Origin of the sequence: Escherichia sp. WS547, from assembly GCF_046486065.1 — a bacterium.
Lineage (GTDB): Bacteria > Pseudomonadota > Gammaproteobacteria > Enterobacterales > Enterobacteriaceae > Escherichia > Escherichia coli.
In genome coordinates this window covers 24632-49573 of the sequence record NZ_JBJQMA010000030.1, presented here as the reverse complement: position 1 = coordinate 49573, position 24942 = coordinate 24632, and the positions used below count along the sequence as shown (strand labels likewise).

General features: G+C 51.7%; 25 protein-coding genes. 8 read left to right on the top strand and 17 right to left on the bottom strand.

What is annotated here, in order from left to right; genetic code table 11:
• The first annotated feature begins 5 nt into the window (after positions 1 to 5).
• Positions 6 to 1169 (top strand): acetyl-CoA C-acyltransferase FadA, encoded by a 1164-nt coding sequence (gene fadA / locus ACJHWK_RS21295; protein WP_001521782.1) that lies wholly within the window; start codon positions 6 to 8, stop codon positions 1167 to 1169.
• A gap of 182 nt (positions 1170 to 1351) precedes the next feature.
• On the opposite strand, the gene fre is transcribed toward fadA, so the two are convergent.
• Positions 1352 to 2053 (bottom strand): NAD(P)H-flavin reductase, encoded by a 702-nt coding sequence (gene fre, locus ACJHWK_RS21290; protein ID WP_001306785.1) that lies wholly within the window; start codon positions 2051 to 2053, stop codon positions 1352 to 1354.
• Between the two features lie 45 nt (positions 2054 to 2098).
• A complete protein-coding gene (gene ubiD, locus ACJHWK_RS21285) occupies positions 2099 to 3592 on the bottom strand; it encodes a 4-hydroxy-3-polyprenylbenzoate decarboxylase (RefSeq protein WP_000339783.1) in 1494 nt (497 codons plus the stop codon).
• Between the two features lie 166 nt (positions 3593 to 3758).
• On the opposite strand from ubiD, the gene rfaH reads away from it, so the two are divergent.
• The gene (gene rfaH, locus ACJHWK_RS21280) at positions 3759 to 4247 is read left to right on the top strand and encodes a transcription/translation regulatory transformer protein RfaH (protein WP_001192406.1); all 489 of its coding nucleotides are present in this window, start codon (positions 3759 to 3761) and stop codon (positions 4245 to 4247) included.
• Here the strand turns inward: rfaH and tatD are convergent.
• The 9 genes from tatD to udp form a co-directional block, all read right to left on the bottom strand.
• Entirely contained in the window at positions 4244 to 5026 is a 783-nt protein-coding gene (gene tatD, locus ACJHWK_RS21275) for a 3'-5' ssDNA/RNA exonuclease TatD (RefSeq protein WP_001521781.1), read from the bottom strand. The two genes, rfaH and tatD, sit on opposite strands and share 4 nt — an antisense overlap.
• Positions 5027 to 5067: 41 nt before the next feature.
• On the bottom strand, positions 5068 to 5844 hold the full coding sequence (gene tatC / locus ACJHWK_RS21270) for a Sec-independent protein translocase subunit TatC (protein ID WP_000109943.1): 777 nt from the start codon (positions 5842 to 5844) through the stop codon (positions 5068 to 5070).
• Positions 5845 to 5846: 2 nt separating this feature from the next.
• A complete protein-coding gene (gene tatB / locus ACJHWK_RS21265) occupies positions 5847 to 6362 on the bottom strand; it encodes a Sec-independent protein translocase protein TatB (protein WP_000459600.1) in 516 nt (171 codons plus the stop codon).
• A gap of 3 nt (positions 6363 to 6365) precedes the next feature.
• Entirely contained in the window at positions 6366 to 6635 is a 270-nt protein-coding gene (tatA, locus tag ACJHWK_RS21260) for a Sec-independent protein translocase subunit TatA (RefSeq protein WP_001295260.1), read from the bottom strand.
• A 78-nt stretch (positions 6636 to 6713) separates the two neighbouring features.
• Positions 6714 to 8354, bottom strand: a complete 1641-nt coding sequence (gene ubiB / locus ACJHWK_RS21255; protein WP_000187543.1) for a ubiquinone biosynthesis regulatory protein kinase UbiB — start codon at positions 8352 to 8354, stop codon at positions 6714 to 6716.
• A complete protein-coding gene (gene ubiJ, locus ACJHWK_RS21250) occupies positions 8351 to 8956 on the bottom strand; it encodes a ubiquinone biosynthesis protein UbiJ (protein ID WP_001309097.1) in 606 nt (201 codons plus the stop codon). Before ubiJ ends, ubiB begins: the two co-directional genes overlap by 4 nt.
• Before the next feature lie 13 nt (positions 8957 to 8969).
• Positions 8970 to 9725 carry a bifunctional demethylmenaquinone methyltransferase/2-methoxy-6-polyprenyl-1,4-benzoquinol methylase UbiE gene (gene ubiE, locus ACJHWK_RS21245; RefSeq protein WP_000227958.1) on the bottom strand — a complete coding sequence of 252 codons (756 nt, stop codon included), beginning with the start codon at positions 9723 to 9725 and terminating at the stop codon, positions 8970 to 8972.
• A 94-nt stretch (positions 9726 to 9819) separates the two neighbouring features.
• Positions 9820 to 11247 carry a DNA recombination protein RmuC gene (gene rmuC, locus ACJHWK_RS21240; protein WP_000347717.1) on the bottom strand — a complete coding sequence of 476 codons (1428 nt, stop codon included), beginning with the start codon at positions 11245 to 11247 and terminating at the stop codon, positions 9820 to 9822.
• Positions 11248 to 11387: 140 nt separating this feature from the next.
• On the bottom strand, positions 11388 to 12149 hold the full coding sequence (udp, locus tag ACJHWK_RS21235) for a uridine phosphorylase (RefSeq protein ID WP_000045180.1): 762 nt from the start codon (positions 12147 to 12149) through the stop codon (positions 11388 to 11390).
• Between the two features lie 261 nt (positions 12150 to 12410).
• Between udp and ACJHWK_RS21230 the strand changes: the two genes are divergently transcribed.
• From ACJHWK_RS21230 to ACJHWK_RS21215, 4 genes are all read left to right on the top strand, one after another.
• The gene (locus tag ACJHWK_RS21230; RefSeq protein WP_001521778.1) at positions 12411 to 13223 is read left to right on the top strand and encodes a dienelactone hydrolase family protein; all 813 of its coding nucleotides are present in this window, start codon (positions 12411 to 12413) and stop codon (positions 13221 to 13223) included.
• Between the two features lie 391 nt (positions 13224 to 13614).
• Positions 13615 to 14748 carry a type VI secretion system tube protein TssD gene (gene tssD / locus ACJHWK_RS21225; protein WP_001521777.1) on the top strand — a complete coding sequence of 378 codons (1134 nt, stop codon included), beginning with the start codon at positions 13615 to 13617 and terminating at the stop codon, positions 14746 to 14748.
• Complete coding sequence (locus tag ACJHWK_RS21220; protein ID WP_001521776.1) at positions 14745 to 15002, top strand: hypothetical protein; 258 nt, start codon at positions 14745 to 14747, stop codon at positions 15000 to 15002. Before tssD ends, ACJHWK_RS21220 begins: the two co-directional genes overlap by 4 nt.
• Before the next feature lie 74 nt (positions 15003 to 15076).
• Positions 15077 to 15322 (top strand): MarR family transcriptional regulator, encoded by a 246-nt coding sequence (locus tag ACJHWK_RS21215; protein WP_311439646.1) that lies wholly within the window; start codon positions 15077 to 15079, stop codon positions 15320 to 15322.
• 168 nt (positions 15323 to 15490) lie between these two features.
• Here the strand turns inward: ACJHWK_RS21215 and metE are convergent, their stop codons facing one another.
• Complete coding sequence (gene metE, locus ACJHWK_RS21210) at positions 15491 to 17752, bottom strand: 5-methyltetrahydropteroyltriglutamate--homocysteine S-methyltransferase (protein WP_001521774.1); 2262 nt, start codon at positions 17750 to 17752, stop codon at positions 15491 to 15493.
• A gap of 117 nt (positions 17753 to 17869) precedes the next feature.
• Here metE and metR point away from each other — a divergent pair, with 117 nt between their 5' ends.
• Positions 17870 to 18823 (top strand): HTH-type transcriptional regulator MetR, encoded by a 954-nt coding sequence (gene metR / locus ACJHWK_RS21205; protein ID WP_000573618.1) that lies wholly within the window; start codon positions 17870 to 17872, stop codon positions 18821 to 18823.
• On the opposite strand, the gene bioP is transcribed toward metR, so the two are convergent.
• From bioP to pldB, 3 genes are all read right to left on the bottom strand, one after another.
• The gene (gene bioP / locus ACJHWK_RS21200; RefSeq protein WP_001551984.1) at positions 18711 to 19610 is read right to left on the bottom strand and encodes a biotin transporter; all 900 of its coding nucleotides are present in this window, start codon (positions 19608 to 19610) and stop codon (positions 18711 to 18713) included. The two genes, metR and bioP, sit on opposite strands and share 113 nt — an antisense overlap.
• A 75-nt stretch (positions 19611 to 19685) precedes the next feature.
• Positions 19686 to 20486 carry a sugar/pyridoxal phosphate phosphatase YigL gene (gene yigL, locus ACJHWK_RS21195; protein WP_000285352.1) on the bottom strand — a complete coding sequence of 267 codons (801 nt, stop codon included), beginning with the start codon at positions 20484 to 20486 and terminating at the stop codon, positions 19686 to 19688.
• Between the two features lie 7 nt (positions 20487 to 20493).
• Positions 20494 to 21516, bottom strand: a complete 1023-nt coding sequence (pldB, locus tag ACJHWK_RS21190) for a lysophospholipase L2 (RefSeq protein WP_000487664.1) — start codon at positions 21514 to 21516, stop codon at positions 20494 to 20496.
• Between the two features lie 110 nt (positions 21517 to 21626).
• Here pldB and rhtB point away from each other — a divergent pair, with 110 nt between their 5' ends.
• On the top strand, positions 21627 to 22247 hold the full coding sequence (rhtB, locus tag ACJHWK_RS21185) for a homoserine/homoserine lactone efflux protein (RefSeq protein WP_000171710.1): 621 nt from the start codon (positions 21627 to 21629) through the stop codon (positions 22245 to 22247).
• A 61-nt stretch (positions 22248 to 22308) separates the two neighbouring features.
• Here rhtB and rhtC read toward each other — a convergent pair whose 3' ends face one another.
• Together rhtC and recQ are read right to left on the bottom strand one after the other, a co-directional pair.
• On the bottom strand, positions 22309 to 22929 hold the full coding sequence (gene rhtC, locus ACJHWK_RS21180; RefSeq protein WP_001521771.1) for a threonine export protein RhtC: 621 nt from the start codon (positions 22927 to 22929) through the stop codon (positions 22309 to 22311).
• Between the two features lie 63 nt (positions 22930 to 22992).
• Entirely contained in the window at positions 22993 to 24822 is a 1830-nt protein-coding gene (gene recQ / locus ACJHWK_RS21175; RefSeq protein WP_000035581.1) for an ATP-dependent DNA helicase RecQ, read from the bottom strand.
• Positions 24823 to 24942: the final 120 nt, after the last annotated feature.

Here is a 24942-nt window from a genome sequence, read left to right as displayed (position 1 = left end):
TCACAATGGAACAGGTTGTCATTGTCGATGCAATTCGCACCCCGATGGGCCGTTCGAAGGGCGGTGCTTTTCGTCACGTGCGTGCAGAAGATCTCTCCGCTCATTTAATGCGTAGCCTGCTGGCGCGTAACCCGGCGCTGGAAGCGGCGGCCCTCGACGATATTTACTGGGGTTGTGTGCAGCAGACGCTGGAGCAGGGTTTTAATATCGCCCGTAACGCGGCGCTGCTGGCAGAAGTACCACACTCTGTCCCGGCGGTTACCGTCAATCGCTTGTGTGGTTCATCCATGCAGGCACTGCATGATGCAGCACGAATGATCATGACCGGCGATGCGCAGGCATGTCTGGTTGGCGGCGTGGAGCATATGGGCCATGTGCCGATGAGTCACGGCGTCGATTTTCACCCCGGCCTGAGCCGCAATGTCGCCAAAGCGGCGGGCATGATGGGCTTAACGGCAGAAATGCTGGCGCGTATGCACGGTATCAACCGTGAAATGCAGGATGCCTTTGCCGCGCGGTCACACGCCCGCGCCTGGGCTGCCACGCAGTCGGGTGCATTTAAAAATGAAATTATCCCGACCGGTGGTCACGATGCCGACGGCGTCCTGAAGCAGTTTAATTACGACGAAGTGATTCGCCCGGAAACCACCGTGGAAGCCCTCGCCACGCTGCGTCCGGCGTTTGATCCCGTCAGCGGTACGGTAACGGCGGGCACATCTTCTGCGCTTTCCGATGGTGCAGCTGCCATGTTGGTGATGAGTGAAAGCCGCGCCCGTGAATTAGGTCTTAAGCCGCGCGCCCGTGTGCGTTCGATGGCGGTCGTTGGTTGTGACCCATCGATTATGGGTTACGGCCCGGTTCCGGCCTCGAAGCTGGCGCTGAAAAAAGCGGGGCTTTCTGCCAGTGATATCGGCGTGTTTGAGATGAACGAAGCCTTTGCCGCGCAGATCCTGCCATGTATTAAAGATCTGGGACTGATTGAGCAGATTGACGAGAAGATCAACCTCAACGGTGGCGCGATCGCGCTGGGTCATCCGCTGGGTTGTTCCGGTGCGCGTATCAGCACCACGCTGCTGAATCTGATGGAGCGCAAAGATGCCCAGTTTGGTCTGGCGACGATGTGTATCGGTCTGGGTCAGGGTATTGCGACGGTGTTTGAGCGGATTTAACCACTTGCCGGATGCGGCGTGACGCCTTATCCGGTCTACCGATCCAGCACCAATGTAGGCCTGATAAGACGCGCCAGCGTCGCATCAGGCAGCGTATGCCGGATGCGACATAGATCTAAATGCCACTGTATAAAGTTTTAGTTGCCGTTCTTCCCGCCTGTCAGGGGCGGGTTTTTTATATCTCAGATAAATGCAAACGCATCGCCAAACAGGCGATCTTCCCGCGCATTACGCTCACTGCAAAACAGGTCACGGGCAATTTTCGCCATCTCAAAACGTCCGGCAATATAGATATCATGCTCTGCCAGCGTACCGTGATCCTGCAATACCGCCGTTAACACAGTGCCAGTACGCCCACGCCAGCCCGCTTCCGGTTGTTCAACCACCGGCACCACTTGCAGACCAGGGTGCTTAAGCGAAAGCGCCTCAAGCTCGGAGAGATCATAAAGATGCTGCTCTTCACGCCCGCCCCAGTAAATGGTGATATCACGGTTTGGGTTACGCGCCAGCGCCGTCAGCAAAATCGAGCGCGCATAAGAGAACCCGGTGCCGCCCGCGATGAGAATCATTGGACGTTCTTCATCATCGCGCAGCCATGCCTCACCGTGCGGAATATCGACCACGATTTGATGATCTTTAAGAATGCGGTCCATGACTGCTTTCGCGTAAAGGTTGATTTCAGAAGCGCCAATATGCAGCTCGATGAAACCTTTTTCATCCGGCGTCGAAGCCATTGAGAACGGACGTTTGTCACGCTCATCCATCACTACCATCAAATACTGACCAGCACGAAAAGAAAAGGCCGCGTCTGGCACGATGCGGACACGATATACGGTATCCGTGATAGCTTCTACCGAGGTCACTTTACAGCTTAAGGTTGTCATGCGCTTTCTCTGTCGGATCGATAAATAGGGCAAAACAAACGCGCATCAGGCGCTTTTACCGTTGTTAAAAATAGCCAGTTCATCCCAGATGGCGTCAATATGCGCGACAACATCCGGATCTTTTTTGATGGGACGTCCCCATTCACGCTGGGTTTCCCCTGGCCATTTATTCGTGGCATCCAGCCCCATTTTTGAACCCAGCCCGGACACAGGCGAGGCAAAATCCAGATAATCAATAGGCGTATTTTCGACCAACACCGTGTCCCGCGCCGGGTCCATACGGGTGGTAATCGCCCAAATCACATCGTTCCAGTCGCGTGCGTTGACGTCATCATCGCAAACGATCACAAATTTAGTGTACATAAACTGGCGTAAGAACGACCAGACGCCCATCATGACGCGCTTCGCGTGTCCGGCGTACTGTTTTTTGATCGTCACTACCGCCAGGCGATAAGAGCAGCCTTCCGGCGGCAGGTAAAAATCGACAATTTCCGGGAACTGTTTTTGCAGAATCGGCACAAACACTTCGTTCAGTGCGACACCCAGCACCGCAGGTTCATCCGGCGGACGCCCGGTATAGGTGGAATGATAAATCGCATCTTCACGCTGGGTAATATGCGTCACAGTAAATACCGGGAAACTATCGACTTCGTTATAGTAACCGGTGTGGTCGCCATACGGCCCTTCCGGCGCAGTTTCGCCTTGTTCGATATACCCTTCCAGCACTATCTCCGCACTGGCGGGCACTTCAAGGTCATTGGAGATACACTTCACCACTTCGGTCTTGGTGCCGCGCAGCAATCCGGCAAACGCATACTCTGAAAGCGTATCTGGAACGGGGGTGACTGCACCGAGAATTGTGGCGGGATCAGCACCCAGCGCCACAGAAACCGGGAAACGTTCGCCCGGATGCGCCGCACACCACTCCTGGAAATCCAGCGCGCCGCCGCGATGCGACAGCCAGCGCATAATCAATTTGTTTTTACCAATCAGCTGCTGGCGATAAATGCCCAGATTCTGCCGCTCTTTATGCGGGCCGCGCGTCACGGTCAACCCCCAGGTAATCAGCGGCGCGGCGTCTTCCGGCCAGCAGGTCATAATGGGGATACGGTGAAGATCGACGTCATCGCCGGAGATAATTTTTTGCTGACACGGCGCACCACGCAGTCGCTTTGTCGGCATGTTCAATACTTGCTTAAACTGCGGCAGTTTATCAAACAGGTCGCGGAAACCTTTTGGCGGCTCCGGCTCTTTCAGAAACGCCAATAATTTACCAACTTCACGCAGCGCCGAAACATCTTCCTGCCCCATGCCCATCGCCACGCGCTTTGGCGTACCGAACAGGTTGCACAGCACCGGCATTGAGTAGCCTTTAGGGTTTTCGAACAACAGCGCAGGCCCACCGGCACGCAAAGTACGGTCAGCAATTTCAGTGATTTCCAGATGCGGATCCACCGGGAGCGTGATACGTTTTAGCTCACCCTGCTGTTCAAGCAGCGTCAAGAAGTCGCGTAAATCGTTATATTTCATGGCGTCCATTGTAGCCTCTTAATCTGCGCCCATTATACGGCGTTCATCTTTGCGATGCTGTAAATTTGTTAAATTAGCGTGAACTCTGACGGTATAACGCAAACCGGGGAATATAATTAACTTAGCGTAAAGCTTTTGCTATCCTTGCGCCCCGATTAAACGGATAAGAGTCATTATGCAATCCTGGTATTTACTGTACTGCAAGCGCGGGCAACTTCAACGTGCCCAGGAACACCTCGAAAGACAGGCTGTGAATTGCCTGGCACCGATGATCACCCTGGAAAAAATGGTGCGTGGCAAACGTACTGCAGTCAGTGAACCATTGTTCCCCAACTACCTGTTTGTGGAATTTGATCCAGAAGTGATTCATACCACGACTATCAACGCGACCCGCGGTGTCAGCCACTTCGTGCGCTTTGGCGCATCGCCAGCGATAGTCCCATCGGCGGTGATTCATCAGCTATCGGTATATAAACCGAAAGACATTGTCGATCCGGCAACCCCTTATCCGGGTGATAAGGTGATTATTACCGAAGGCGCGTTCGAAGGTTTTCAGGCCATTTTCACCGAACCCGACGGCGAGGCTCGCTCCATGCTGTTACTTAATCTTATCAATAAAGAGATTAAGCACAGTGTGAAGAACACCGAGTTCCGCAAACTCTAAAACGCAATCCCAAACAGTGTCTTAACATTGGCATCCGTGGTGGCAGCCAGCCATGCGGCATCTTCTCCACGCCAGTGCGCAATACGTTGCAAAATATGGGGCAGATGGGCTGGCTCGTTGCGCCGGGATGATGGCTTTGGCGTGAGATCGCGAGGGAGCAGATACGGCGCATCAGTTTCGATCAGCAATTTTTCCGCCGGAATCAACGGCAAAAGTTCCCGCAGCTCCAGTCCGCGTCGTTCATCGCAAACCCAACCAGTGATGCCGATATAAATTCCATGCGCCACGCACGCCTGCATCTCTTCGCGTGTGCCGGTAAAGCAATGAAGAACCGCACCAGGCAGTTTATCCAGCCACGGCTCCAGCAATGTCATAAACCGCTCGTGGGCATCGCGACAGTGCATAAATACCGGCATGTTTAATTCTGCGGCAATGCGTAGCTGAGCAACAAAAGCGCGTTCCTGCTCTTCCGGCGTCGAAAAGTTGCGGTTAAAGTCGAGACCACATTCACCAATCGCCACCACTTCTGGCTGCGCGGCCAGCTCAATAATCGCTTCTTCAGTCGCAGCTTGCCACTGGCTGCTGTCGTGAGGATGTACGCCCGCCGTTGACCAACAGGATGAATACTGACGCGCCAGCTTTTGCGCCTGCTGGCTTTCACGCAGGTTAGTGCCGGTGATGAGTAGCCCATTAACTCCCGCGTCAAAAGCGCGCGCTACAATATCATCACGGTCTTTCGCAAATTGCGAACTGGTCAAATTAACGCCGATATCAAACATCCTGTACTCCATATGACAACCGCCCTGTCGGGCGGTTGAATTTATTCTTCAGTTTTTTCGCTTTCTGCTTCAGCGTCGTTTTCCTCTTCCCGATTTCGCCCTTTACCAACGTAAAAGCGTGAGAAGAAGACACCGATTTCAAACAGACAGTACATAGGGATCGCCAACAGCGTTTGCGAGAAGACATCCGGCGGTGTCAGCAGCATCCCGACAACGAATGCACCAACCAGCACATACGGGCGTTTTTTGCGTAAGTCTTCTGGCGAGGTAATCCCCATCCAGCACAGCAGCACTATTGCCACCGGCACTTCAAAGGAGACACCAAACGCCATAAACAGCGCCATAACGAAGCTTAAATAGCTGGCGATGTCGGTGGATACCTGTACCCCTTCCGGCGCGGTATTGGCAAGGAAGCCAAATGCCAGCGGAAAGACCACAAAGTAGGCGAACGCCATGCCGATATAAAACAACAGAGAGCTGGAAACCAGCAGCGGCACCACCAGGCGACGTTCATGCTTATACAGCGCTGGGGCGATAAACGCCCACACCTGATAGAGAATCACCGGCGCTGACAGAATCAGCGACACCATAAAGGTCAGCTTGATCGGCGTAAAGAACGGTGAGGCCACGTCGGTGGCGATCATCGTTGAACCTTGCGGCAACTGCTTGATCAATGGCGCGGATACCAGGTGATAGATGTCATTGGCGAAATAGACCAGACACAGGAATATCACGATCACCGCGATAATGCAGTTCAGCAGACGCTTACGCAGCTCAATCAGATGCGTGATAAGCGGTTGAGTATCTTCTACAGACATGTTTACGGTTTATCACTCGACGAAGGGGAAGGTGCAGCGGTTTTCGGTTCAGCGTCCGCAGCAGGTTTTACCACCGGCTCTGGCGTGGTTTCTGGCTTCTGTTCCGGCGAACTGGCCTGCGTTTGTGCAGCAGCAGGCGTTACGCCTTCATGCGCAGTTTCATTGTCTTTCACCACCGGGTTGTGGATGGTGTGCGCTTCATCGCTCGCCTTTTCAGGATCGTTTGCAACGTAGGAACGCTTCATCGACTCCGCGGCCTGGCGTAGTTCATCCATCGACGCTTTCAGTTCGGGCGTCAGGTTAGTGAGGCTCGCCTTTTCAACCTTTTTCAGACTGTCCTGAAACTCCTGGAGTTTTAACTCCTGGGTCAGTTCGTTCTGCACCGTTGTCGCCAGTGAACGCAACGCGCGAATCCAGCCCGCGACCGTTTTTACCGCCACAGGCAGTCGTTGCGGCCCCAGAACGACGAGGCCGATGATGAATACCAATAGCAGTTCGCTAAAACCGATATCAAACACGGATTACACCTGCTCTTTATCGTGGCGCTTCGCGTCTTCTGTTTTAGCCTGTTCCTGATTCGTATCCGCCTGCTTATCGGCGATAGTTTTCGCAGTAAAATCAGCATCCTGACTGGTTTTATCCTGCTTTGGTTCATCATCGCTCATTGCTTTTTTAAAGCCTTTGATCGACGCACCAAGATCGGAACCGATGGAGCCGAGCTTTTTGGTGCCAAAAAGCAGTACAACGATGACGGCAATAATCAATAACTGCCAAATACTGATACCACCCATACATGTTCCTCTGTGGTAGATGATGATTAAACAAGGCCGCATTATACGTTACACGGCCCGCCTTGAGCGATGAAAAAATCAGCGTGTTTTGCGCCAACCGACAAACCAGGCGATCAGACCACCTGCCATTAACCAGCCGGGCATCAACCCCCATTCAGGTCGGCTGACCAACAAGAATGTGCCACTTAATACTAACGTAGCGCCAATTCCGAGAAAATAACGCGATTGTCCCTGACGTACATGATTTGACTGAAGCTCGCGGGCAATCTTATCAACACTGTGCTGTAAATACTTGCCCTGGCGCAAACTGTCGTAAACCAGTTCAGGCAGTTCTGGCATTTTTTCGACCCAGAACGGCGCTTTTTCTTTAAATGCTCTCACCAGCGCAGGAATACCGACCTGATCTTTAATCCACGACTCCAGGAAAGGCTTCGCCGTTTTCCATAAATCGAGTTGCGGATAAAGCTGGCGTCCTACCCCTTCGACGTAGAGCAGGGTTTTCTGGAGTAACACCAGTTGCGGCTGCACTTCCATATTGAAGCGACGCGCCGTATTAAACAGATTTAACAGTACATGTCCAAACGAAATTTCGGCCAGCGGTTTCTCAAAGATAGGTTCACAGACCGTACGAATAGCAAATTCGAACTCTTCAACGTTGGTATCTGGTGGCACCCAGCCAGAATCGACGTGTAGCTCTGCCACTTTGCGATAGTCGCGATTAAAGAAGGCGATAAAGTTTTCTGCCAGATAGCGTTTATCTTCTTTGTTTAGCGAGCCAACAATCCCGCAATCAATGCCGATATATTTCGGGTTTTCCGGGTGTTCATAGCTTACGAAGATGTTGCCAGGGTGCATATCGGCATGGAAAAAGCTGTCGCGAAAAACCTGAGTGAAGAACACCTGCACGCCGCGTTCCGCCAGCAATTTCATGTTGGTGCCGTTTTTCTCCAGCGCCGCAACATCAGACACCGGAATGCCGTAAATGCGCTCCATCACCATCATCCCTTCACTACAATAGTCAGGGTAAACCTCCGGGATGTAGAGCATCGGGCTGTCTTCAAAATTTCGCCGAAGCTGAATGGCGTTGGCAGATTCCCGCAGCAAATTCAGTTCATCAATCAAGGTCTTTTCGTACTCGCGCACCACTTCGGTTGGGCGTAGACGGCGACCATCCGGCAGCAAACGCGGCACCCAGCGAGCCAGACGGTAGATAAGTTTCAGGTCTGCTTTAATGACCGGCAAAATATCCGGGCGGATGACTTTAATCACCACCTCTTTACCATTCGATTTCAATCGCGCGGTATGAACCTGGGCGATAGAAGCAGAAGCCAGCGGCTTGATTTCAAAATCGTCAAACCACGCTTCTACCGGCAAGCCGCCCATTGCAGCTTCAATCTGCTGCTTCGCCAGCTTGCCATCAAACGGAGCAACTTTGTCCTGCAATAACGCCAGCTGATCGGCAATATGCGGCGGAAAAAGATCGCGGCGGGTTGATAACATTTGCCCGAACTTGATCCATACCGGCCCCAGTTCTTGCAGGGCCAGTCGTAGTCGCTCACCTAAAGGTTTGTCTTTATGCCGATTTGGCATCCAGAATAATGAGTATCGCCATAGCCGTAGCGGCAGGGTGATACGCATTTTGGGGATCAGTTCATCAAGTCCGTAGCTTAAAAAAGTTCGAATGATGAAATATAGGCGCCGTACTTCACCTGGCGTCATTTAGCCTCCAGTTTTTCCAGCCGTTTGGTCAGGGCATCAACAGCACGCTCGACAGCAGCCGTCTCTTCCGCAAACCAGGCCACTTCAAGCGGACCGGGTGCCATACGCCACTCTTCAGTAATGGCTTCTGCCACATAACGTTGCTGGCGCTTAATGCCGTGATGCAGGAACTTTGCGCCTCCGCGCATGGCTTTGCTGATTCCTTCAGCGGCGATATCACCGGTATAAGGGGCCAGCAGTTCCGCAGGGTCGAACTCTGCCAGATCTGCCAGCGCAACGAAGTTTTGCACCACCTGAATATCGCCCTGCACTTCCAGCTCACCACTGCGAATCAGGGCGGCAAGCTGCTGGCGATCGCGAAGTTTCGGCAACACACTGGCGTAAGCGATAACGGTGCAGTCAGCATCGCCTGCCCATTCGCCCAGTACATCAACCTGGCGTTCGCTGAACACCAGAATCAATGACGTCGAAAAGCCTTTTACCTCCACGCGCAGCACTTTGCCCAACAGACGCGAGCGGGCCGTTTTCAGCGCGGGTGAGCGATACAGGAAGGTGTTGAGCAGACTTTCAATTCCTGCCGTCACTAAAGGTTTAAAAGGCATTTCCGGTCTCCTGTCAGAACTTATAACCACGATGCAACGCCACAACCCCTGCCGTCAGATTGTAGTAGTCGACACTTTCGAATCCGGCATCCTGCATCATGGCTTTCAGAGTATCCTGATCGGGATGCATACGGATGGATTCTGCCAGATAACGATAGCTGTCGGCGTCGTTCGCGACCAGTGAGCCAATACGCGGCAGCACATGGAAGGAGTATGCATCATAGGCTTTGCTCAGCGGCTCGATAATTGGCTTCGAGAACTCAAGCACCAGCAGGCGGCCGCCGGGTTTCAGCACGCGATACATTGAACGCAGTGCTTTATCTTTGTCGGTGACGTTACGCAGACCAAACGAAATAGTGATGCAATCAAAGGTGTTATCCGGGAACGGCAGCGCCTCAGCGTTCGCCTGAACATACTCAACGTTGCCAATCACACCGATATTACGCAGCTTCTCGCGGCCCATTTTGAGCATGGATTCATTGATATCAGCAAGGACCACTTTGCCAGTTTCTCCGACCAGGCGGGAGAATTTCGCTGTCAGGTCGCCGGTGCCACCAGCCAGATCCAGCACGGTCTGCCCACGGCGTACGCCGCTGCAATCAATCGTGAATCGCTTCCACAAACGATGAATACCAAATGACATCAAATCATTCATGACATCGTATTTTGATGCCACGGAATGGAAAACGTGGGCGACCATATCCGCTTTTTGTTCCTTCGCGACGGTCTGAAAACCAAAGTGCGTCGTTTCTTGTGACTTATCCACCATCTCAATGCCTGCTCATCAAAAAATTGTTCCAGAAGTGTAACAGATTGGGCGTCGATGCCCTAGATTTCTACCCGGCTTAACTACCCCCAATGGGCTAGCGCGACTGCTGATTATATTCATCATCGCGTTGATAAGCTTCATCATTCGGCTGCTCCGGAACCGACCGCAGTCGATACTCTTCATCCTGGCTCACCGCTTGTTCAGCCAAATCCGGATTAATCTCGCGTTTAATTTCTACCCCTAAACCGCGAAACGCTTCTGCCTGCGCCAGCACATTTCCGCGACCTGAAGAGAGTTTTTTCATTGCCTGGCGATAGTTATCCTGCGCTTTGTCGAGACTTTGACCAATCGCTGACATGTCATCGACGAACAAACGCATCTTGTCGTACAGCTTGCTGGCGCGATCGGCGATTTGCTGGGCGTTACGGCTTTGATGCTCATAACGCCAAAGGTTGGCGATAGTACGCAACGCCACCAGCAGCGTGGTGGGGCTAACCAGCATTATGTTGTTCTTTAATGCTTCGGTGATCAGCTCCGGCTGGCGATCAAGCGCCAGTAAAAAAGCGGGTTCCACAGGGATAAACATCAGCACGTAATCCAGCGTTCGTAGCCCCGGCAGCTGTTGATAGTCTTTGCGCCCAAGCAAGCGGATGTGATTACGTACCGAAGCAATATGCTCCTGCAATGCGCTTTCGCGTGTGTAGTCGTCTTCCGCGTTGAAGTAGCGTTCATAGGCGACCAGCGTCATTTTGGCATCGATCACCACATCTTTCCCCTGCGGTAGCCGCACGATGACATCCGGCTGCATCCGCGAGCGGGCGTCATTTTCGATGCTGACCTGGGTTTCGTATTCATACCCTTCACGCAGTCCGGAAGCCTCCAGCACCCGCGTCAGTACCACTTCGCCCCAGTTCCCCTGGGTTTTGTTATCGCCTTTCAGCGCGCGGGTCAGGTTGATCGCTTCCTGGGCCATTTGCGCGTTGAGTTGTTGTAGATTACGAATTTCGTGGGTCAGGGTATGGCGTTCTTGTGCTTCTTTACCAAAGCTGTCCTGTACCTGTCGGCGAAAACCATCCAGTTGTTCACGCAGCGGCGACAACAGGCTGTTCAGACTCTGACGGTTTTGCTCATCAACCCGGCGATTGCTGTGCTCAAAAATACGGTTGGCGAGGTTTTCAAACTGCTCACTGAGGCGCTGCTCGCTGTTAATCATCTGGCGAATTTTATCGTCAGCATGTTGCTGTGCGGCTTCCATCCGCGTGGTTACTTCACGCAGATCGGCCTCCAGAGAGGTGTTAATACTTTGCAGGCTGCGCACTTCGTTATTGAGTAACTCGCACTCAGCGCGCCAGTGCTCGCTTTGGGTAATTTGTTGTTTTGCCGCGCTTAACTCCGCGACCATCTCTTCACGTTCAGCTAATTGCTCGGCTTTTTGCTGCGCATGTTGATAACTGGCAAACAGCCAGCCAATTGCCACACCCACCAACGCAATAACTGCGTAAACCATGATTGAGAAATCCACAACGCCTCCTGACGCAACAACTTACCCGCACAAAATAGAATTGTGCTGTACAAACGTCCAGTTGGAAAGGCATTTCCTGCGAGGCGCTACGCAAAAATACAAAAGGCCGAACGCGTCGGCCTTCAGACAGGAGAAGAGGATTACAGCAGACGACGCGCCGCTTCCACCACGATTTTCACCGCTTGGCTTTCAGTTTGTTTCATCGTCTCAGCATTCGGGATCTCTTGCTGGGTGCGGTTAACGATAACACCCGCTACCATACCGGCACGTAGGCCCTGACTTGCACACATGGTCAGCAGGGTTGCAGATTCCATTTCATAGTTCATTACGCCCATCGCCTGCCACTCTTCCATAGAACCTTTAAAGTGACGAACTACGCGACCAGAGTAAGTATCGTAACGTTCCTGACCTGGGTAGAAGGTATCAGAAGAAGCCGTCACGCCAACGTGAGTCGTCGCGCCGATGGATTTCGCAGCCTCAACCAGCGCAGTCGTACATTCGAAATCAGCGACAGCCGGGAATTCCAGCGGTGCGAAGTGCAGGCTCGCGCCATCCAGACGAACAGACGCCGTGGTAACCAGGACATCACCCACATTAATATGCGGCTGAATAGCGCCCGTTGTACCGATACGCAGGAAGGTGCGAATGCCCAGCTGTGCCAGCTCTTCAACAGCAATAGAGGTAGACGGGCCGCCGATACCGGTAGAGCAGACGATAACAGGTTTACCATCCAGCTCTGCACGCCAGGTGGTGAATTCGCGGTGAGATGCCAGCTTAACCGGCTTATCCATCAGCGCGGCGATCTTTTCCACACGATCCGGGTCGCCAGGGACGATGGCAAGCGTAGCCCCTTGTAAATCGTTTTTAGTGAGGCCGAGATGAAAAACATCAGACTTGGACATATACAACTCCTCTGTGAATCGGTTTAGTCAGAAGAAGCAAAAAGACACTTTACCGAAGGGTTTAACATTTTTTCGTGATACTCATCACCATGACGCAAATGCGTTGCATAAATTTACCCCCCAAAAGTGATGCAAATCACATAAATCACTCTTCATTCTGCAGGACTGCATAAAAGATGAGCCGATTCAGGCAATGTGATTTGTTGCATGCTGACTATAGTTAACATTGCGCAACATTTTTATAAGGGTACGGAGAATACCATGGCAACAACACAACAATCTGGATTTGCACCTGCTGCATCGCCTCTCGCTTCGACCATCGTTCAGACTCCGGACGACGCGATTGTGGCGGGCTTCACCTCTATCCCTTCACAAGGGGATAACATGCCTGCTTACCATGCCAGACCAAAGCAGAGCGATGGCCCACTGCCAGTGGTCATTGTAGTGCAGGATATTTTTGGCGTGCATGAACATATCCGCGACATTTGTCGCCGTCTGGCGCTGGAGGGGTATCTGGCTATTGCACCTGAACTTTACTTCCGCGAAGGCGATCCGAATGATTTTGCCGATATCCCCACGTTGCTTAGCGGTCTGGTAGCAAAAGTGCCTGACTCGCAGGTGCTGGCCGATCTCGATCATGTCGCCAGTTGGGCTTCCCGCAACGGCGGCGATGTTCATCGTTTAATGATCACCGGATTCTGCTGGGGTGGACGTATCACCTGGCTGTATGCTGCGCATAACCCGCAACTGAAAGCGGCGGTGGCATGGTACGGCAAACTGACAGGCGATAAGTCGCTGAATTCACCGAAACAACCTGTTGATATCGCAACCGATCTTAACGCGCCGGTTCTCGGCTTATATGGTGGTCAGGATAACAGCATTCCGCAGGAGAGCGTTGAAACCATGCGCCAGGCGCTGCGGGCTGCTAATGCGAAAGCAGAGATTATCGTCTACCCGGATGCCGGGCATGCATTCAACGCCGATTATCGCCCGAGCTATCATGCCGAATCTGCGAAAGATGGCTGGCAGCGTATGCTGGAGTGGTTTAAGCAGTATGGTGGGAAGCGGAATTAGTTTCCTCTTAGTCTATATTTGAGATGGTGAGTGAACGAGTGCGTTTTGCTGCCATCTCTGTCCCCCAAAAAATAATCAGTATGAATTGATTGGAGAGCACGACTCCGCTATTTGACCTTAAGAAAGTCGGCAAGTAATAGTCATAAGTGAATCTCTTCACTGGCAGACACCTTAGAGATTTACCATCAACTCCCATTCTCAAACAAACATTAATTATTATCAACACATTCACATTAATTATAAATTATCTCAGACCTTCCTGATAAAAAGATATTAAAGTGAAACATTTTGTTTTTCACATTTTAGTTCATCCCTTTTAGGCGTAAATAAAGGTAAAAAATAACAATACTATTTTTCTTTCACAAAAGAATTAACAAAAGGTTTTTCAAGGATGAGTGATATTATTTACCTGAACATAACCGGAGAACAACAAGGATGTATTTCCTCTCGTTGTGGAACGAGCGCATCAATAGGTAATCGCTGGCAGATTGGCCATGAAGATGAAATCTTCGCGTTCTCGCTCTCTAATAGTATTACGAATACAGGCAAAGGGTCACAATTGCATGGCCTTAGTTTCTGTAAATTGATTGACAAAAGCTCCCCGTTACTTATTAACGCTATTAACAATAACGAGCAGTTGTTCATGGAGTTTGACTTCTATCGGATCAATAGATTTGGTCGATGGGAGAAATATTACAACATTCAACTTCGCGGCGCGCTCTTATCAGCAATCAATCACCTGTTTACTGAGAACAATCTGGATACAGAAACCATCACTGTCAGTTATGAATATATACTCTCCAGGCATCTGATTGCTAATACTGAATTTAGTTATTTGGCATTTCCCGATAACTACAACCGTCTGTTTATACCACGGCCAAAAACTAAAGATGATAATGGCCTCAAAACACTCAATAGTAAAGCGGTTGGCAGACTGCTTGCTGCTGGCGGCATATACAATGGGAATATCGAAGGATTCAGGGAAACAGCAAACAAGTTGGGAGGAGATGCACCTGCTGGTTACGATCAAGTTATGGATAACAAAGGGTTACTCATCGCTGGTGCTTCAATAGTTGCTGGAGTTGTTCTGGGAAGAATGAGATTCCCTGATTTGGAATCACTTGAGCATTTCGGAGCCAGAGGAGCAGTATCAGGAAGACCATTTAATCCCGACCTTGCCGGTGGTCCAATTGAAAACCTGACGATAGATGGCGTAACAATCAACAGGGAAGGTATCGCTATTGTTGAAAAGCATATCTCCAGATTTGATCATGATCCAGCTAATGATGTAATGATTTCAAGGCTAAAGAAAATAGCAAATAAAGAATTGCTTCCTGAAAAATACGATCTGAACTACTATACTCATGAATGTCGCGAGTATCAGCGTTATTGTAATTTAGGATGGGAAACAGGTGAACCGAAAGGTTTAGATGGATATGAATTATGGAATAATGTACATACTGCAACTCTAGAAGACTTTAAAATTAAAGATACTGACTTATTTCATCCGGATGCAACAAAATGACGATTACGATAGTTGAATTTAACGTGCTGAAAGTTATGGCTGAGAAAGATATTGACTGGAGCTGGATGGTGCTGGATCGTACTTTAGCTATACGAAATATTCCAGGATTTGGCAACGTAGCGAATATCGTAACAAAGCTGGTTAATCATGGGTTGGTTGATATCGTAAATGGTGAGGGCAACTCTAGACCACGCTACAGAGTTTCTCAATATGGATTGAATCTTATCAAAGAACAACAAGACAACCTCTTCTGATCCAGCCATTACAGGAGCATGATTTACATTGTGATCTTTCAATAAGATACTCATCAATTTTGGTACAGAATATCGTGATCACTAAAAATGAACTTAACGTGCTGAACGTTATGACTAAGAAAGATATAAACTGGAACTGGATGAATCTCGATCGCACACTATCCATAAGGCAAATTCCAGGATTCGGGAATGTTGTTAACATTGTTAACAAATTAGCTAACGAAGGTTTGGTTATTATTGAGGATAGCGGGAATAAGTCTATGCCTCACTACCACGTTAGTGAAAAGGGATACAATCTCGTGCAACGTGAGAATAAATAACGTAGCGTTGATTACTGAACGGAATCACTCAAAACTGTGTTTTGCGAAAAAAACGATTCGGTTATTTCTGCTCCTGAAGATCAGCTTCAATCTGGCACTCATGCAAAATGGCTTCCAGTGCTGGAAGCCATTATCGTACTGCAATTTACAGTGACTCGTTAATATTCGTCATCCCCGACGCAAATTCTGCGCCGCCTGCACCATGTTCGCCAGTGCCGCGCGGGTTTCTGGCCAGCCGCGCGTTTTCAGGCCACAGTCCGGGTTGACCCACAGACGCTCTGCCGGAATGCGTTTTGCCGCTTTCTTCAGCAAGGCTTCAATCCATTCTACGCTCGGTACGTTTGGCGAGTGAATGTCATAGACGCCAGGACCGATTTCATTTGGATAATCAAACTCTTCAAACGACTCCAGCAACTCCATGTCGGAACGCGAGGTTTCGATGGTGATGACGTCTGCGTCCAGCGCCGCAATCGAATCCATGATGTCGTTGAACTCGCAGTAACACATGTGAGTGTGGATTTGTGTGTCATCTTTCGCCACGGCGGCGTTGATACGGAAAGCCTCCACGCCCCACTGGAGATAGGCATCCCAGTCGCCGCGACGCAGCGGTAAACCTTCGCGCAGTGCCGGTTCATCAATCTGGATGATGCCAATTCCAGCGGCTTCCAGGTCCGCCACTTCATCACGCAGCGCCAGCGCAATTTGTTTGGCGATGGTTTCACGGCTGACATCTTCACGCGGGAACGACCAGCAGAGAATAGTCACCGGGCCGGTCAACATCCCTTTCACCGGTTTATCAGTCAGGGATTGCGCATACTTCGCCCACTCAACGGTAATCGGTGCCGGGCGGCTAACGTCACCAATAACAATCGGTGGCTTCACGCAGCGTGAACCGTAGCTCTGTACCCAACCGTTTTGCGTAAAGACAAAACCGTCGAGGTGCTCGCCAAAGTATTCCACCATGTCATTACGCTCAGCCTCGCCATGTACCAGCACATCCAGTCCCAAACGTTCCTGCTCAACAATGGCCTGCTTGATATGTTCCGCAATGCCCGTGCGGTAGTTATTGGCGTCGAGATTACCCTTTTTAAAATCCAGACGCAGGGTACGAATCTCCGTGGTTTGCGGGAAGGAACCAATCGTGGTGGTCGGCCACGCGGGCAGTTTAAAACGCGCACGCTGGGCTTCAGCACGCACTTCATAGACATTCGCACGCTGACTGTCCTGGGCGGTGATCGCCGCCAGACGCTTTTCTACTGCCGGATTATGAACACGAGTAGAGTGACGACGCGCCTGAATCGGAGCGCTCCACTCTGCCAGAGCAGCCGTGTCACCACTGTTCAGCGCATCGCGCAGCAGTGCCAGTTCATGACATTTTTGCAGGGCGAAGGCAAACCAGCTTTTCACTTCTGCATCAAGACGCGTTTCCACGCTCAGGTCGATGGGGCTGTGCAGCAGTGAGCAGGAAGATGCCACCCACAAATCGCGTTTGCCGACAATGTCCTTAATTTGCGCATACTTCTCGGTAAGATCGGCGCGCCAGACGTTACGACCATTGATCAGACCCGCAGACAGCAGCCAGTCAGAAGGCAGACGCTTGTGCAGTTCAGCAACGTCATCTTTACCATGTACAAGATCGACATGCAGACCCTGAACAGGCAGCGCAGTAATCGTGTCGAGATTTGGCGTTACGCCTTCAAAATAGGTGGTCAGCAGCAGTTTCACCTGTCCCTGGAGCGCGTCGTAAGCGGGTTTGTATGTGTCCAGCCACGCCTGCGGCAGTTCCAGTACCAGCGCGGGTTCATCAATCTGTACCCACTCAATGCCGCGTTTTGCCAGTTCTGCCAGCACTTGCTGATAAATCGGAAGAATGTCGTTCAGCAGGCTCAGGCGATCAAACTGTTCACCTTTCACTTTACCCAGCCACAGGTAGGTAACCGGCCCCAGCAGCACAGGTTTCACCTTGTGGCCCAGCGCCAGCGCCTCGTCCACTTCGTCCAGCAGCTGCGTCCAGGTCAGTTTGAACTGTTGGCCTTTAACGAATTCCGGCACCATGTAGTGATAGTTGGTATTAAACCATTTGGTCATTTCCGCTGCCGCCGCAGGTTCGCCAGTCGGCGCACGTCCACGACCAATACGGAACAGGGTGTCGATATCTACCGAACCATCTTTGTTCTGATGACGCGCCGGAACGTTACCCAGCAGCAGACTGGTGGTCAGTACATGATCGTACCAGGCAAAATCGCCCACCGGCAGCAGGTCGATACCCGCTTGCTTTTGTTGATCCCAGTGACGAGCACGCAATTCACGCCCTACCGCCAGCAGTTCTTCACGCGTGGAGTTCCCCGCCCAATAACTCTCTTGCGCTTTTTTCAGCTCGCGACGCAGGCCAACGCGAGGGAAACCGAGGGTGTGATTAAGAATTGTCATTATATGCCCCTTATGGAATTTTTAGTATTTAGCCGTCCAGATGTTTACACATCCATAATTGGCGGTTACTGTATATTCCTCAAGCGCAAATTATTCATGCCGAAGTGAAGGACTTTCATGATCGAAGTAAAACATCTGAAAACGCTACAAGCGTTGCGGAACTGCGGCTCGCTCGCAGCCGCTGCGGCGACGTTGCATCAGACGCAATCCGCCCTGTCTCACCAGTTTAGCGATCTGGAACAACGCCTTGGCTTCCGGCTATTTGTGCGTAAGAGCCAGCCGCTTCGCTTTACACCGCAGGGAGAAATCCTGTTGCAACTGGCAAACCAGGTGCTGCCACAAATTAGCCAGGCACTGCAAGCCTGCAATGAACCGCAGCAGACGCGTCTGCGCATCGCCATTGAGTGCCATAGCTGTATTCAGTGGCTGACGCCCGCGTTAGAAAATTTCCATAAGAACTGGCCGCAGGTCGAGATGGACTTTAAATCGGGCGTGACGTTTGACCCGCAGCCTGCGTTGCAACAGGGCGAGCTGGATCTGGTGATGACGTCAGATATTCTGCCGCGCAGTGGCCTGCATTATTCGCCGATGTTCGATTATGAAGTGCGTCTGGTGTTGGCACCTGACCATCCGCTGGCGGCAAAAACGCGTATTACACCGGAAGATCTCGCCAGCGAGACGCTGTTGATTTATCCGGTGCAGCGTAGCCGACTGGATGTCTGGCGGCATTTTCTTCAGCCGGCAGGCGTCAGCCCGTCACTGAAAAGCGTCGATAACACCTTATTGTTGATTCAGATGGTTGCCGCGCGGATGGGTATTGCCGCCCTGCCGCATTGGGTAGTAGAGAGTTTTGAGCGCCAGGGTCTGGTGGTGACCAAAACCCTGGGCGAAGGCTTGTGGAGCCGACTGTACGCCGCCGTGCGCGATGGCGAGCAGCGTCAGCCGATTACTGAAGCGTTTATTCGCTCAGCGCGCAATCACGCCTGCGATCATCTGCCGTTTGTGAAGAGCGCGGAGCGACCCACTTACGATGCACCCACAGTGAGGCCAGGATCACCAGCGCGCCTGTAATGAACGTTGGCCAGTGCGGCTGTTGGTGCCAGATAGCCAGGTTTACCAGCAGCCCTGCCGGAACGTGCATATTATTCATAATACCCAGCGTTCCGGCGTCTACTTGGGTTGCGCCGTAGTTCCACATAAAGTAGCCAATCCCGGAAGCCACCACGCCAAGAAACACCAGAATGCCCCATTGCAACGTGGTTTGTGGCATTTTCTGCGCATTTCCCAGCAAGAACCATGCAATCACCGCCACCAGGAACGCGCCAAGATAGAACCACGCAAAGGCGTTATGCTGCGGCATCGGGCGAGTTTCCATCAGACGTTTGTAACCCACCATGCCGATGGCAAAAGTGATATTGGAGAGCTGCACCAGCAGCAGGCCAATCCAGAAGTGGTCGGTGACCTGATCATAGCGAATAATCCCGGCACCAATCACCGCCAACAAGGCGCTAAAAGCATAGCCCCAGCGCAGACGGCGCTTACTCATGATGTCATAAATCAACGTAATGTAGAGCGGCGTCAGTACGGTGAACAGCAACAATTCGGAGACCGTCAGGTAGAGATAGGCGCGAAAACTCAGCATATACATCACGCCGAGCTGCATCGCGCCCACCAGCATATACAGGCCGACCGTTTTCAGGCTATTGCCACGGGTACGCAGAAACGGCAAAAAAACGAGTGCCGCCAGGCCAACGCGCACCAGCACCGCAAAATAGCTATCGACGTGCCCCGCAAGGTACTCGCCATAAAAGCTAAAGGAGAAGGCCCACAGAATCGTGGTGATGATAAGTAGCGCCACAATGGAAAACTCTTTGATTAACGAGTATCCATTGTAGCGAAGTATCAGGTTGACAACTGGCCAAATAAAGAACGATTACGATAAATAGAGCTTACGCAGATAATGCGGCACCGCGTCGTCGGCATTAGTACCAATCACTTCCAGCTCCGGATGCAGATCTTTCAGACGCTGGTGCGCACTGCCCATAATGCAGCCTTTCCCCGCCATCGACAGCATTTCGGCGTCGTTCATCCCGTCACCAAAGGCAATACAATCCTTCAGGCTGTAGCCCAGTTTCTTCGCCACTGCTTCCAACGCATGGCCTTTCGACACGCCGCCCGCCATCACTTCCAGACAGGTTAAGGTAGAGAAACTGACGTTGACGCGATCGCCCCAGCGAGCGTTAATCGCCTGCTCCAGCGGCAGCAGTTGTTCATGGGAATCGCAGGTGAAGAACACTTTGCTGACGCCTTCCGGCTCCAGTAATCCAGGCTCATACAGCGCATATTTGAACACCGCTTCTTTAAAAAAGCGCATCTCTTCTGGGCGATGGCGATTCATAAACCATTCGTCGTCGCGATAAACGTTAGTAATGATGTCCGGATTGTCGTTGACTACGCCAAACAGATCGCTGGCAATGTCGCGATCCAGGTTATGAGCAAAAATCAGATTGCCATCCAGATCGTGAACGCGCGCGCCATTGGAGGTAATCATGTAAGACTTAATCTCCAGATTATCGCGAATTTGCCCCACATCAACGTGGTGACGACCGGTCGCAAACACAAAGTTGATGCCGCGCGCGGTGAGCAGCTTCAGAGTTTCTTTGGCGTAAGGGGATAACGTATGGTCGGGAGAAAGTAACGTGCCATCTAAATCAGACGCAACAACCTGGTACATAAGAAATTTAAACCTCTGTAGAGCGGTTTCCGCTGGGTGAGTTATGCCTGTTGAAAAAATCAACGATGGCGTGGAGCGCGACTGAGCGCATTGCGTCCTTTTCAAAAAGGATCTCATGGTACGCACCTTTAATTACCAACGGCCGTCCTCCTTCGACAGGATGGCCCGCAGCGGTGCGGAGTTCACAAAAACGGTCATGCATGCGGTTATCCACCACGCGTTCCTCTTCAGCTTGTAAGAGAAGCGTTGGCGTGGTGTCATCACCCGCACCGGCTAACACCTGTTCGCCAGCCAGAATACTTTCGCGTACCCAATGGTAGGTCGGCCCACCGACGCGAATCGTTGGGTCATCAGCATAAAAGCGTAAGTTACGTCGATATCGCTGTCTGCTGTGGGTCAGTACGTTGATAGCAAACGGCAACGCGCGCCAGCGCCCGGTGCCTATTGCATAGCCATCACGGAAACGTGGATGCGCTTCGGCCCAGTTGAGGATCTGCCGTGCCATAAATGACGGCATACGAATCACGATCCCAAACATTGGCGCAGTTAGCGCAATGGCGTCACATACACCTGGATGGCGTTGCAGAAATAATGTGGAGATCGCACCGCCCATCGAATGTGCCAGTATATAACGTTTACGCCACGGACCGGGCTGAACTTCCTGTTGCCAGAATGCCGCCAGATCATCAACATAATCATTAAAGCGATTAACATGCCCGAGATGCGGATCGGCTAACAGGCGACCGGAACGTCCCTGCCCGCGATGGTCGATGATTAAGACATCAAACCCCAAATGGAACAGGTCGTAGGCCAGTTCCGCATATTTTACGTAGCTCTCAATACGCCCCGGGCAGATGACTACCACCCGGTCATGGTGCTGTGCGCGAAAACGGACAAAGCGCACCGGAATGTCATCCACACCAGTAAACTCTGCTTCATCTCGCTGACGCCAGAAATCAGTCAGCGGTCCCATGGTAAAAGCAGCAAACGCGTTTTCTCTTGTTTCCCAGTCTTTTTGCTGCTGAAACATCGGGTAATCTGCCTCTTAAACCACGTAAAATCGTTTTTTTAAGCGTGCCTGACACAACGCTGCGACAGTAGCGTATTGTGGCACAAAAATAGACACACCGGGAGTTCATCATGACCTTAGAATGGTGGTTTGCCTACCTGCTGACATCGATCATTTTAAGCCTGTCGCCAGGCTCTGGCGCAATCAACACCATGACCACCTCGCTCAACCATGGTTATCGCGGCGCGGTGGCGTCTATTGCTGGGCTTCAGACCGGACTGGCGATTCATATTGTGCTGGTTGGCGTGGGTTTGGGGACGCTATTTTCCCGCTCAGTGATTGCGTTTGAAGTGTTGAAGTGGGCGGGCGCAGCTTATCTGATTTGGCTTGGGATTCAGCAGTGGCGCGCCGCTGGCGCAATTGATCTTAAATCGCTGGCCTCTACTCAATCGCGTCGACATTTGTTCCAGCGCGCAGTTTTTGTGAATCTCACCAATCCCAAAAGTATTGTGTTTCTGGCGGCGCTATTTCCGCAATTCATCATGCCGCAACAGCCGCAGCTGATGCAGTATATCGTGCTCGGCGTCACGACTATTGTGGTCGATATTATTGTGATGATCGGTTACGCCACCCTTGCTCAACGGATTGCTCTATGGATTAAAGGACCAAAGCAGATGAAGGCGCTGAATAAGATTTTCGGCTCGTTGTTTATGCTGGTGGGAGCGCTGTTAGCATCGGCGAGGCATGCGTGAAAAATAATGTCGGATGCGGCGTAAACGCCTTATCCGACTTACTCTGATGACGCGTCTGGCATCAACGCGAAATAATCAAATGAATGCCAAATCCGGCAAATAACGCCCCGGCAAAACCATCAATCCACTTCGCCAGACGTTGATAACCACGGCGCATTTGCGGCAGGGCAAACAGGCTGGCAACGACGGTAAACCACGCCAGTGTTTCGATAATAATCAACGCGAAAATGCCCCAGCGCTCAGTGGTGCCGACGTTATCGCCGACAAACAGCGAGAATACCGAACCAAAGTAGATAATCGCTTTCGGATTGGCGAGATTGGTCAGTAAGCCTTTCAGGAAACTGCGTCCGCTTTTTGCCAGTTCTACCTGTGGCGCAGGCGCAGAAACGACCTCTTTTTTCAGTGCGCTACGCAGCATCTGATAACCCATCCAGCAGAGATACAGGCCACCGCCCACCATAATCAGTGTATGCAGCCAGGCCATTTTTTCGATAATAAAATGCAGGCCAAGCAACGCAATCCCAGCCCAAACCATTACGCCGCAGGTAATGCCCAGCACGCCCATCATCGCTTCTTTACGGGAACGACTGACAGCGGTCTGAGAGACAAAAAAGAAATCGGGACCGGGGCTCATAAGCGCCACAATGTGCACCATGGCGACGGTGAGGAATAACATCAACATACATTAGACTCGCGGGGGAAACGTTTACGGAGTCTTCATCCTGGCACTTTTTTATCCTGCTGACTACTCTTCGTCATCGCCATCAACATGTGCACGAATCAGCGCCATAAACGGTTTGCCAAAGCGTTCCAGCTTGCGCATCCCAACGCCGTTAACGCTGAGCATTTCGCTGGCAGTGATCGGCATCTGTTCCGCCATCTCAATCAAGGTTGCGTCGTTAAACACCACGTACGGCGGGACATTGCTTTCATCGGCAATCGATTTACGCAGTTTGCGTAATTTGGCGAACAGTTTGCGATCGTAGTTGCCGCCGAAGGATTTCTGCATCGCTTTCGGTTTGAGCGCCACGATACGTGGCACGGCAAGTTGCAAAGAGGATTCGCCGCGCAGCACCGGACGCGCAGCCTCTGTCAGTTGTAGGGCAGAATGCTGGGCAATATTTTGCGTCACCAGGCCGAGGTGAATCAGCTGGCGGATCACGCTCACCCAATGTTCATGGCTTTTATCACGGCCCATGCCATAGACTTTCAGTTTGTCATGACCATAGTCGCGGATACGCTGGTTATTAGCGCCACGAATCACTTCCACCACATAACCCATCCCAAACCGCTGATTCACACGACCAATGGTGGAAAGGGCAATCTGAGCATCGGTTGAACCATCGTATTGTTTCGGCGGATCGAGGCAGATATCGCAGTTCCCGCACGGCTCCTGCCGCCCTTCGCCAAAGTAGTTCAGCAGCACCAGACGACGGCAAGTTTGCGCTTCGGCAAACGCGCCCATCGCATTGAGTTTATGACGTTCGATATCCTGTAACTGCCCCTGCGGTTTCTCTTCCAGACAACGACGCAGCCACGCCATATCCGCCGGATCGTAAAACAGCATCGCTTCCGCGGGCAGGCCATCACGCCCGGCGCGTCCGGTTTCCTGATAATAGGATTCAATGTTGCGCGGAATATCAAAATGCACCACGAAGCGAACGTTTGGTTTATTGATGCCCATGCCGAACGCCACCGTCGCCACCACAATTTGCAGGTCATCGCGCTGGAATTTCTCCTGCACATCAGCGCGAACATTATTTTCCAGCCCGGCATGATAGGCCGCCGCGCTAATTCCCTTGCTTTGCAGGCGCGCAGCGGTGTCTTCTACTTTCGCACGACTATTACAGTAAATAATCCCCGACTTACCGCGTTGTTCCTGTACATAACGCATCAACTGATCGAGCGGTTTGAATTTCTCCATCAGCATGTAGCGAATATTCGGACGGTCAAAACTGCTGATTTGAATCAGCGGATCGTTCAGCCCCAGCAGGCGCACGATATCCTGGCGCGTGGTGTCATCGGCTGTGGCAGTCAGCGCCATAAACGGCAGCGTCGGAAAACGCTGACGCAGCTGACCGAGGGCAGCGTATTCCGGGCGGAAATCGTGACCCCATTGGGAGATACAGTGCGCTTCATCAACGGCTAATAACACCGGATTCCAGTGCGCCAGATGCTCAAGAAAGTTATCCAGCATCAGACGTTCCGGCGCGATATAAAGCAGGCGGATTTGCCCGGTGCGACAGCCTGTCATAACTTCAAGTTGCTGCTCGCGGGTTTGCGTCGAGTTAAGGCACGCCGCCGCCACGCCGTTGGCTTGCAGTTGATCCACCTGATCTTTCATCAACGAAATCAGCGGTGAAACAACCACGGTAAGGCCGTTTAGCAATAAGGCAGGAATTTGATAGCAAAGGGATTTTCCGCCACCAGTGGGCATGACGACGAGGCAATCGCGGCCGGAAAGCACAGTGTCGATAATTTCTTCCTGGCCGGGGCGAAACTGTTGGTAGCCAAAGGTTTCTTGTAAAACCTGTTTAGCTCCGGACTCCAGATTCAACACTTCCGCCTGCGCCACATTCACCCCGATTGCCTGAAATAAAAACAGGCGCTATTTTCAGCGCCTGCGCGAGAAACTGCAATGCTTTTAGTCTCTGAGAGGGTAATCCTGGATACTGGATTCCAGATTTGCCAACCA

Bases quoted from the DNA above. Each gene is read 5' to 3' on its own strand.
- ubiB (WP_000187543.1), bottom strand. From the start codon at position 8,354: ATGACGCCAGGTGAAGTACGGCGCCTATATTTCATCATTCGAACTTTT.
- ACJHWK_RS21220 (WP_001521776.1), top strand. From the start codon at position 14,745: ATGACGATTACGATAGTTGAATTTAACGTGCTGAAAGTTATGGCTGAG.
- ubiE (WP_000227958.1), bottom strand. From the start codon at position 9,725: ATGGTGGATAAGTCACAAGAAACGACGCACTTTGGTTTTCAGACCGTC.
- fadA (WP_001521782.1), top strand. From the start codon at position 6: ATGGAACAGGTTGTCATTGTCGATGCAATTCGCACCCCGATGGGCCGT.
- rhtB (WP_000171710.1), top strand. From the start codon at position 21,627: ATGACCTTAGAATGGTGGTTTGCCTACCTGCTGACATCGATCATTTTA.
- rfaH (WP_001192406.1), top strand. From the start codon at position 3,759: ATGCAATCCTGGTATTTACTGTACTGCAAGCGCGGGCAACTTCAACGT.
- ubiJ (WP_001309097.1), bottom strand. From the start codon at position 8,956: ATGCCTTTTAAACCTTTAGTGACGGCAGGAATTGAAAGTCTGCTCAAC.
- yigL (WP_000285352.1), bottom strand. From the start codon at position 20,486: ATGTACCAGGTTGTTGCGTCTGATTTAGATGGCACGTTACTTTCTCCC.
- ubiD (WP_000339783.1), bottom strand. From the start codon at position 3,592: ATGGACGCCATGAAATATAACGATTTACGCGACTTCTTGACGCTGCTT.
- rhtC (WP_001521771.1), bottom strand. From the start codon at position 22,929: ATGTTGATGTTATTCCTCACCGTCGCCATGGTGCACATTGTGGCGCTT.
- tatD (WP_001521781.1), bottom strand. From the start codon at position 5,026: ATGTTTGATATCGGCGTTAATTTGACCAGTTCGCAATTTGCGAAAGAC.
- pldB (WP_000487664.1), bottom strand. From the start codon at position 21,516: ATGTTTCAGCAGCAAAAAGACTGGGAAACAAGAGAAAACGCGTTTGCT.
- ACJHWK_RS21230 (WP_001521778.1), top strand. From the start codon at position 12,411: ATGGCAACAACACAACAATCTGGATTTGCACCTGCTGCATCGCCTCTC.
- tatC (WP_000109943.1), bottom strand. From the start codon at position 5,844: ATGTCTGTAGAAGATACTCAACCGCTTATCACGCATCTGATTGAGCTG.
- tatA (WP_001295260.1), bottom strand. From the start codon at position 6,635: ATGGGTGGTATCAGTATTTGGCAGTTATTGATTATTGCCGTCATCGTT.
- metR (WP_000573618.1), top strand. From the start codon at position 17,870: ATGATCGAAGTAAAACATCTGAAAACGCTACAAGCGTTGCGGAACTGC.
- tssD (WP_001521777.1), top strand. From the start codon at position 13,615: ATGAGTGATATTATTTACCTGAACATAACCGGAGAACAACAAGGATGT.
- udp (WP_000045180.1), bottom strand. From the start codon at position 12,149: ATGTCCAAGTCTGATGTTTTTCATCTCGGCCTCACTAAAAACGATTTA.
- metE (WP_001521774.1), bottom strand. From the start codon at position 17,752: ATGACAATTCTTAATCACACCCTCGGTTTCCCTCGCGTTGGCCTGCGT.
- fre (WP_001306785.1), bottom strand. From the start codon at position 2,053: ATGACAACCTTAAGCTGTAAAGTGACCTCGGTAGAAGCTATCACGGAT.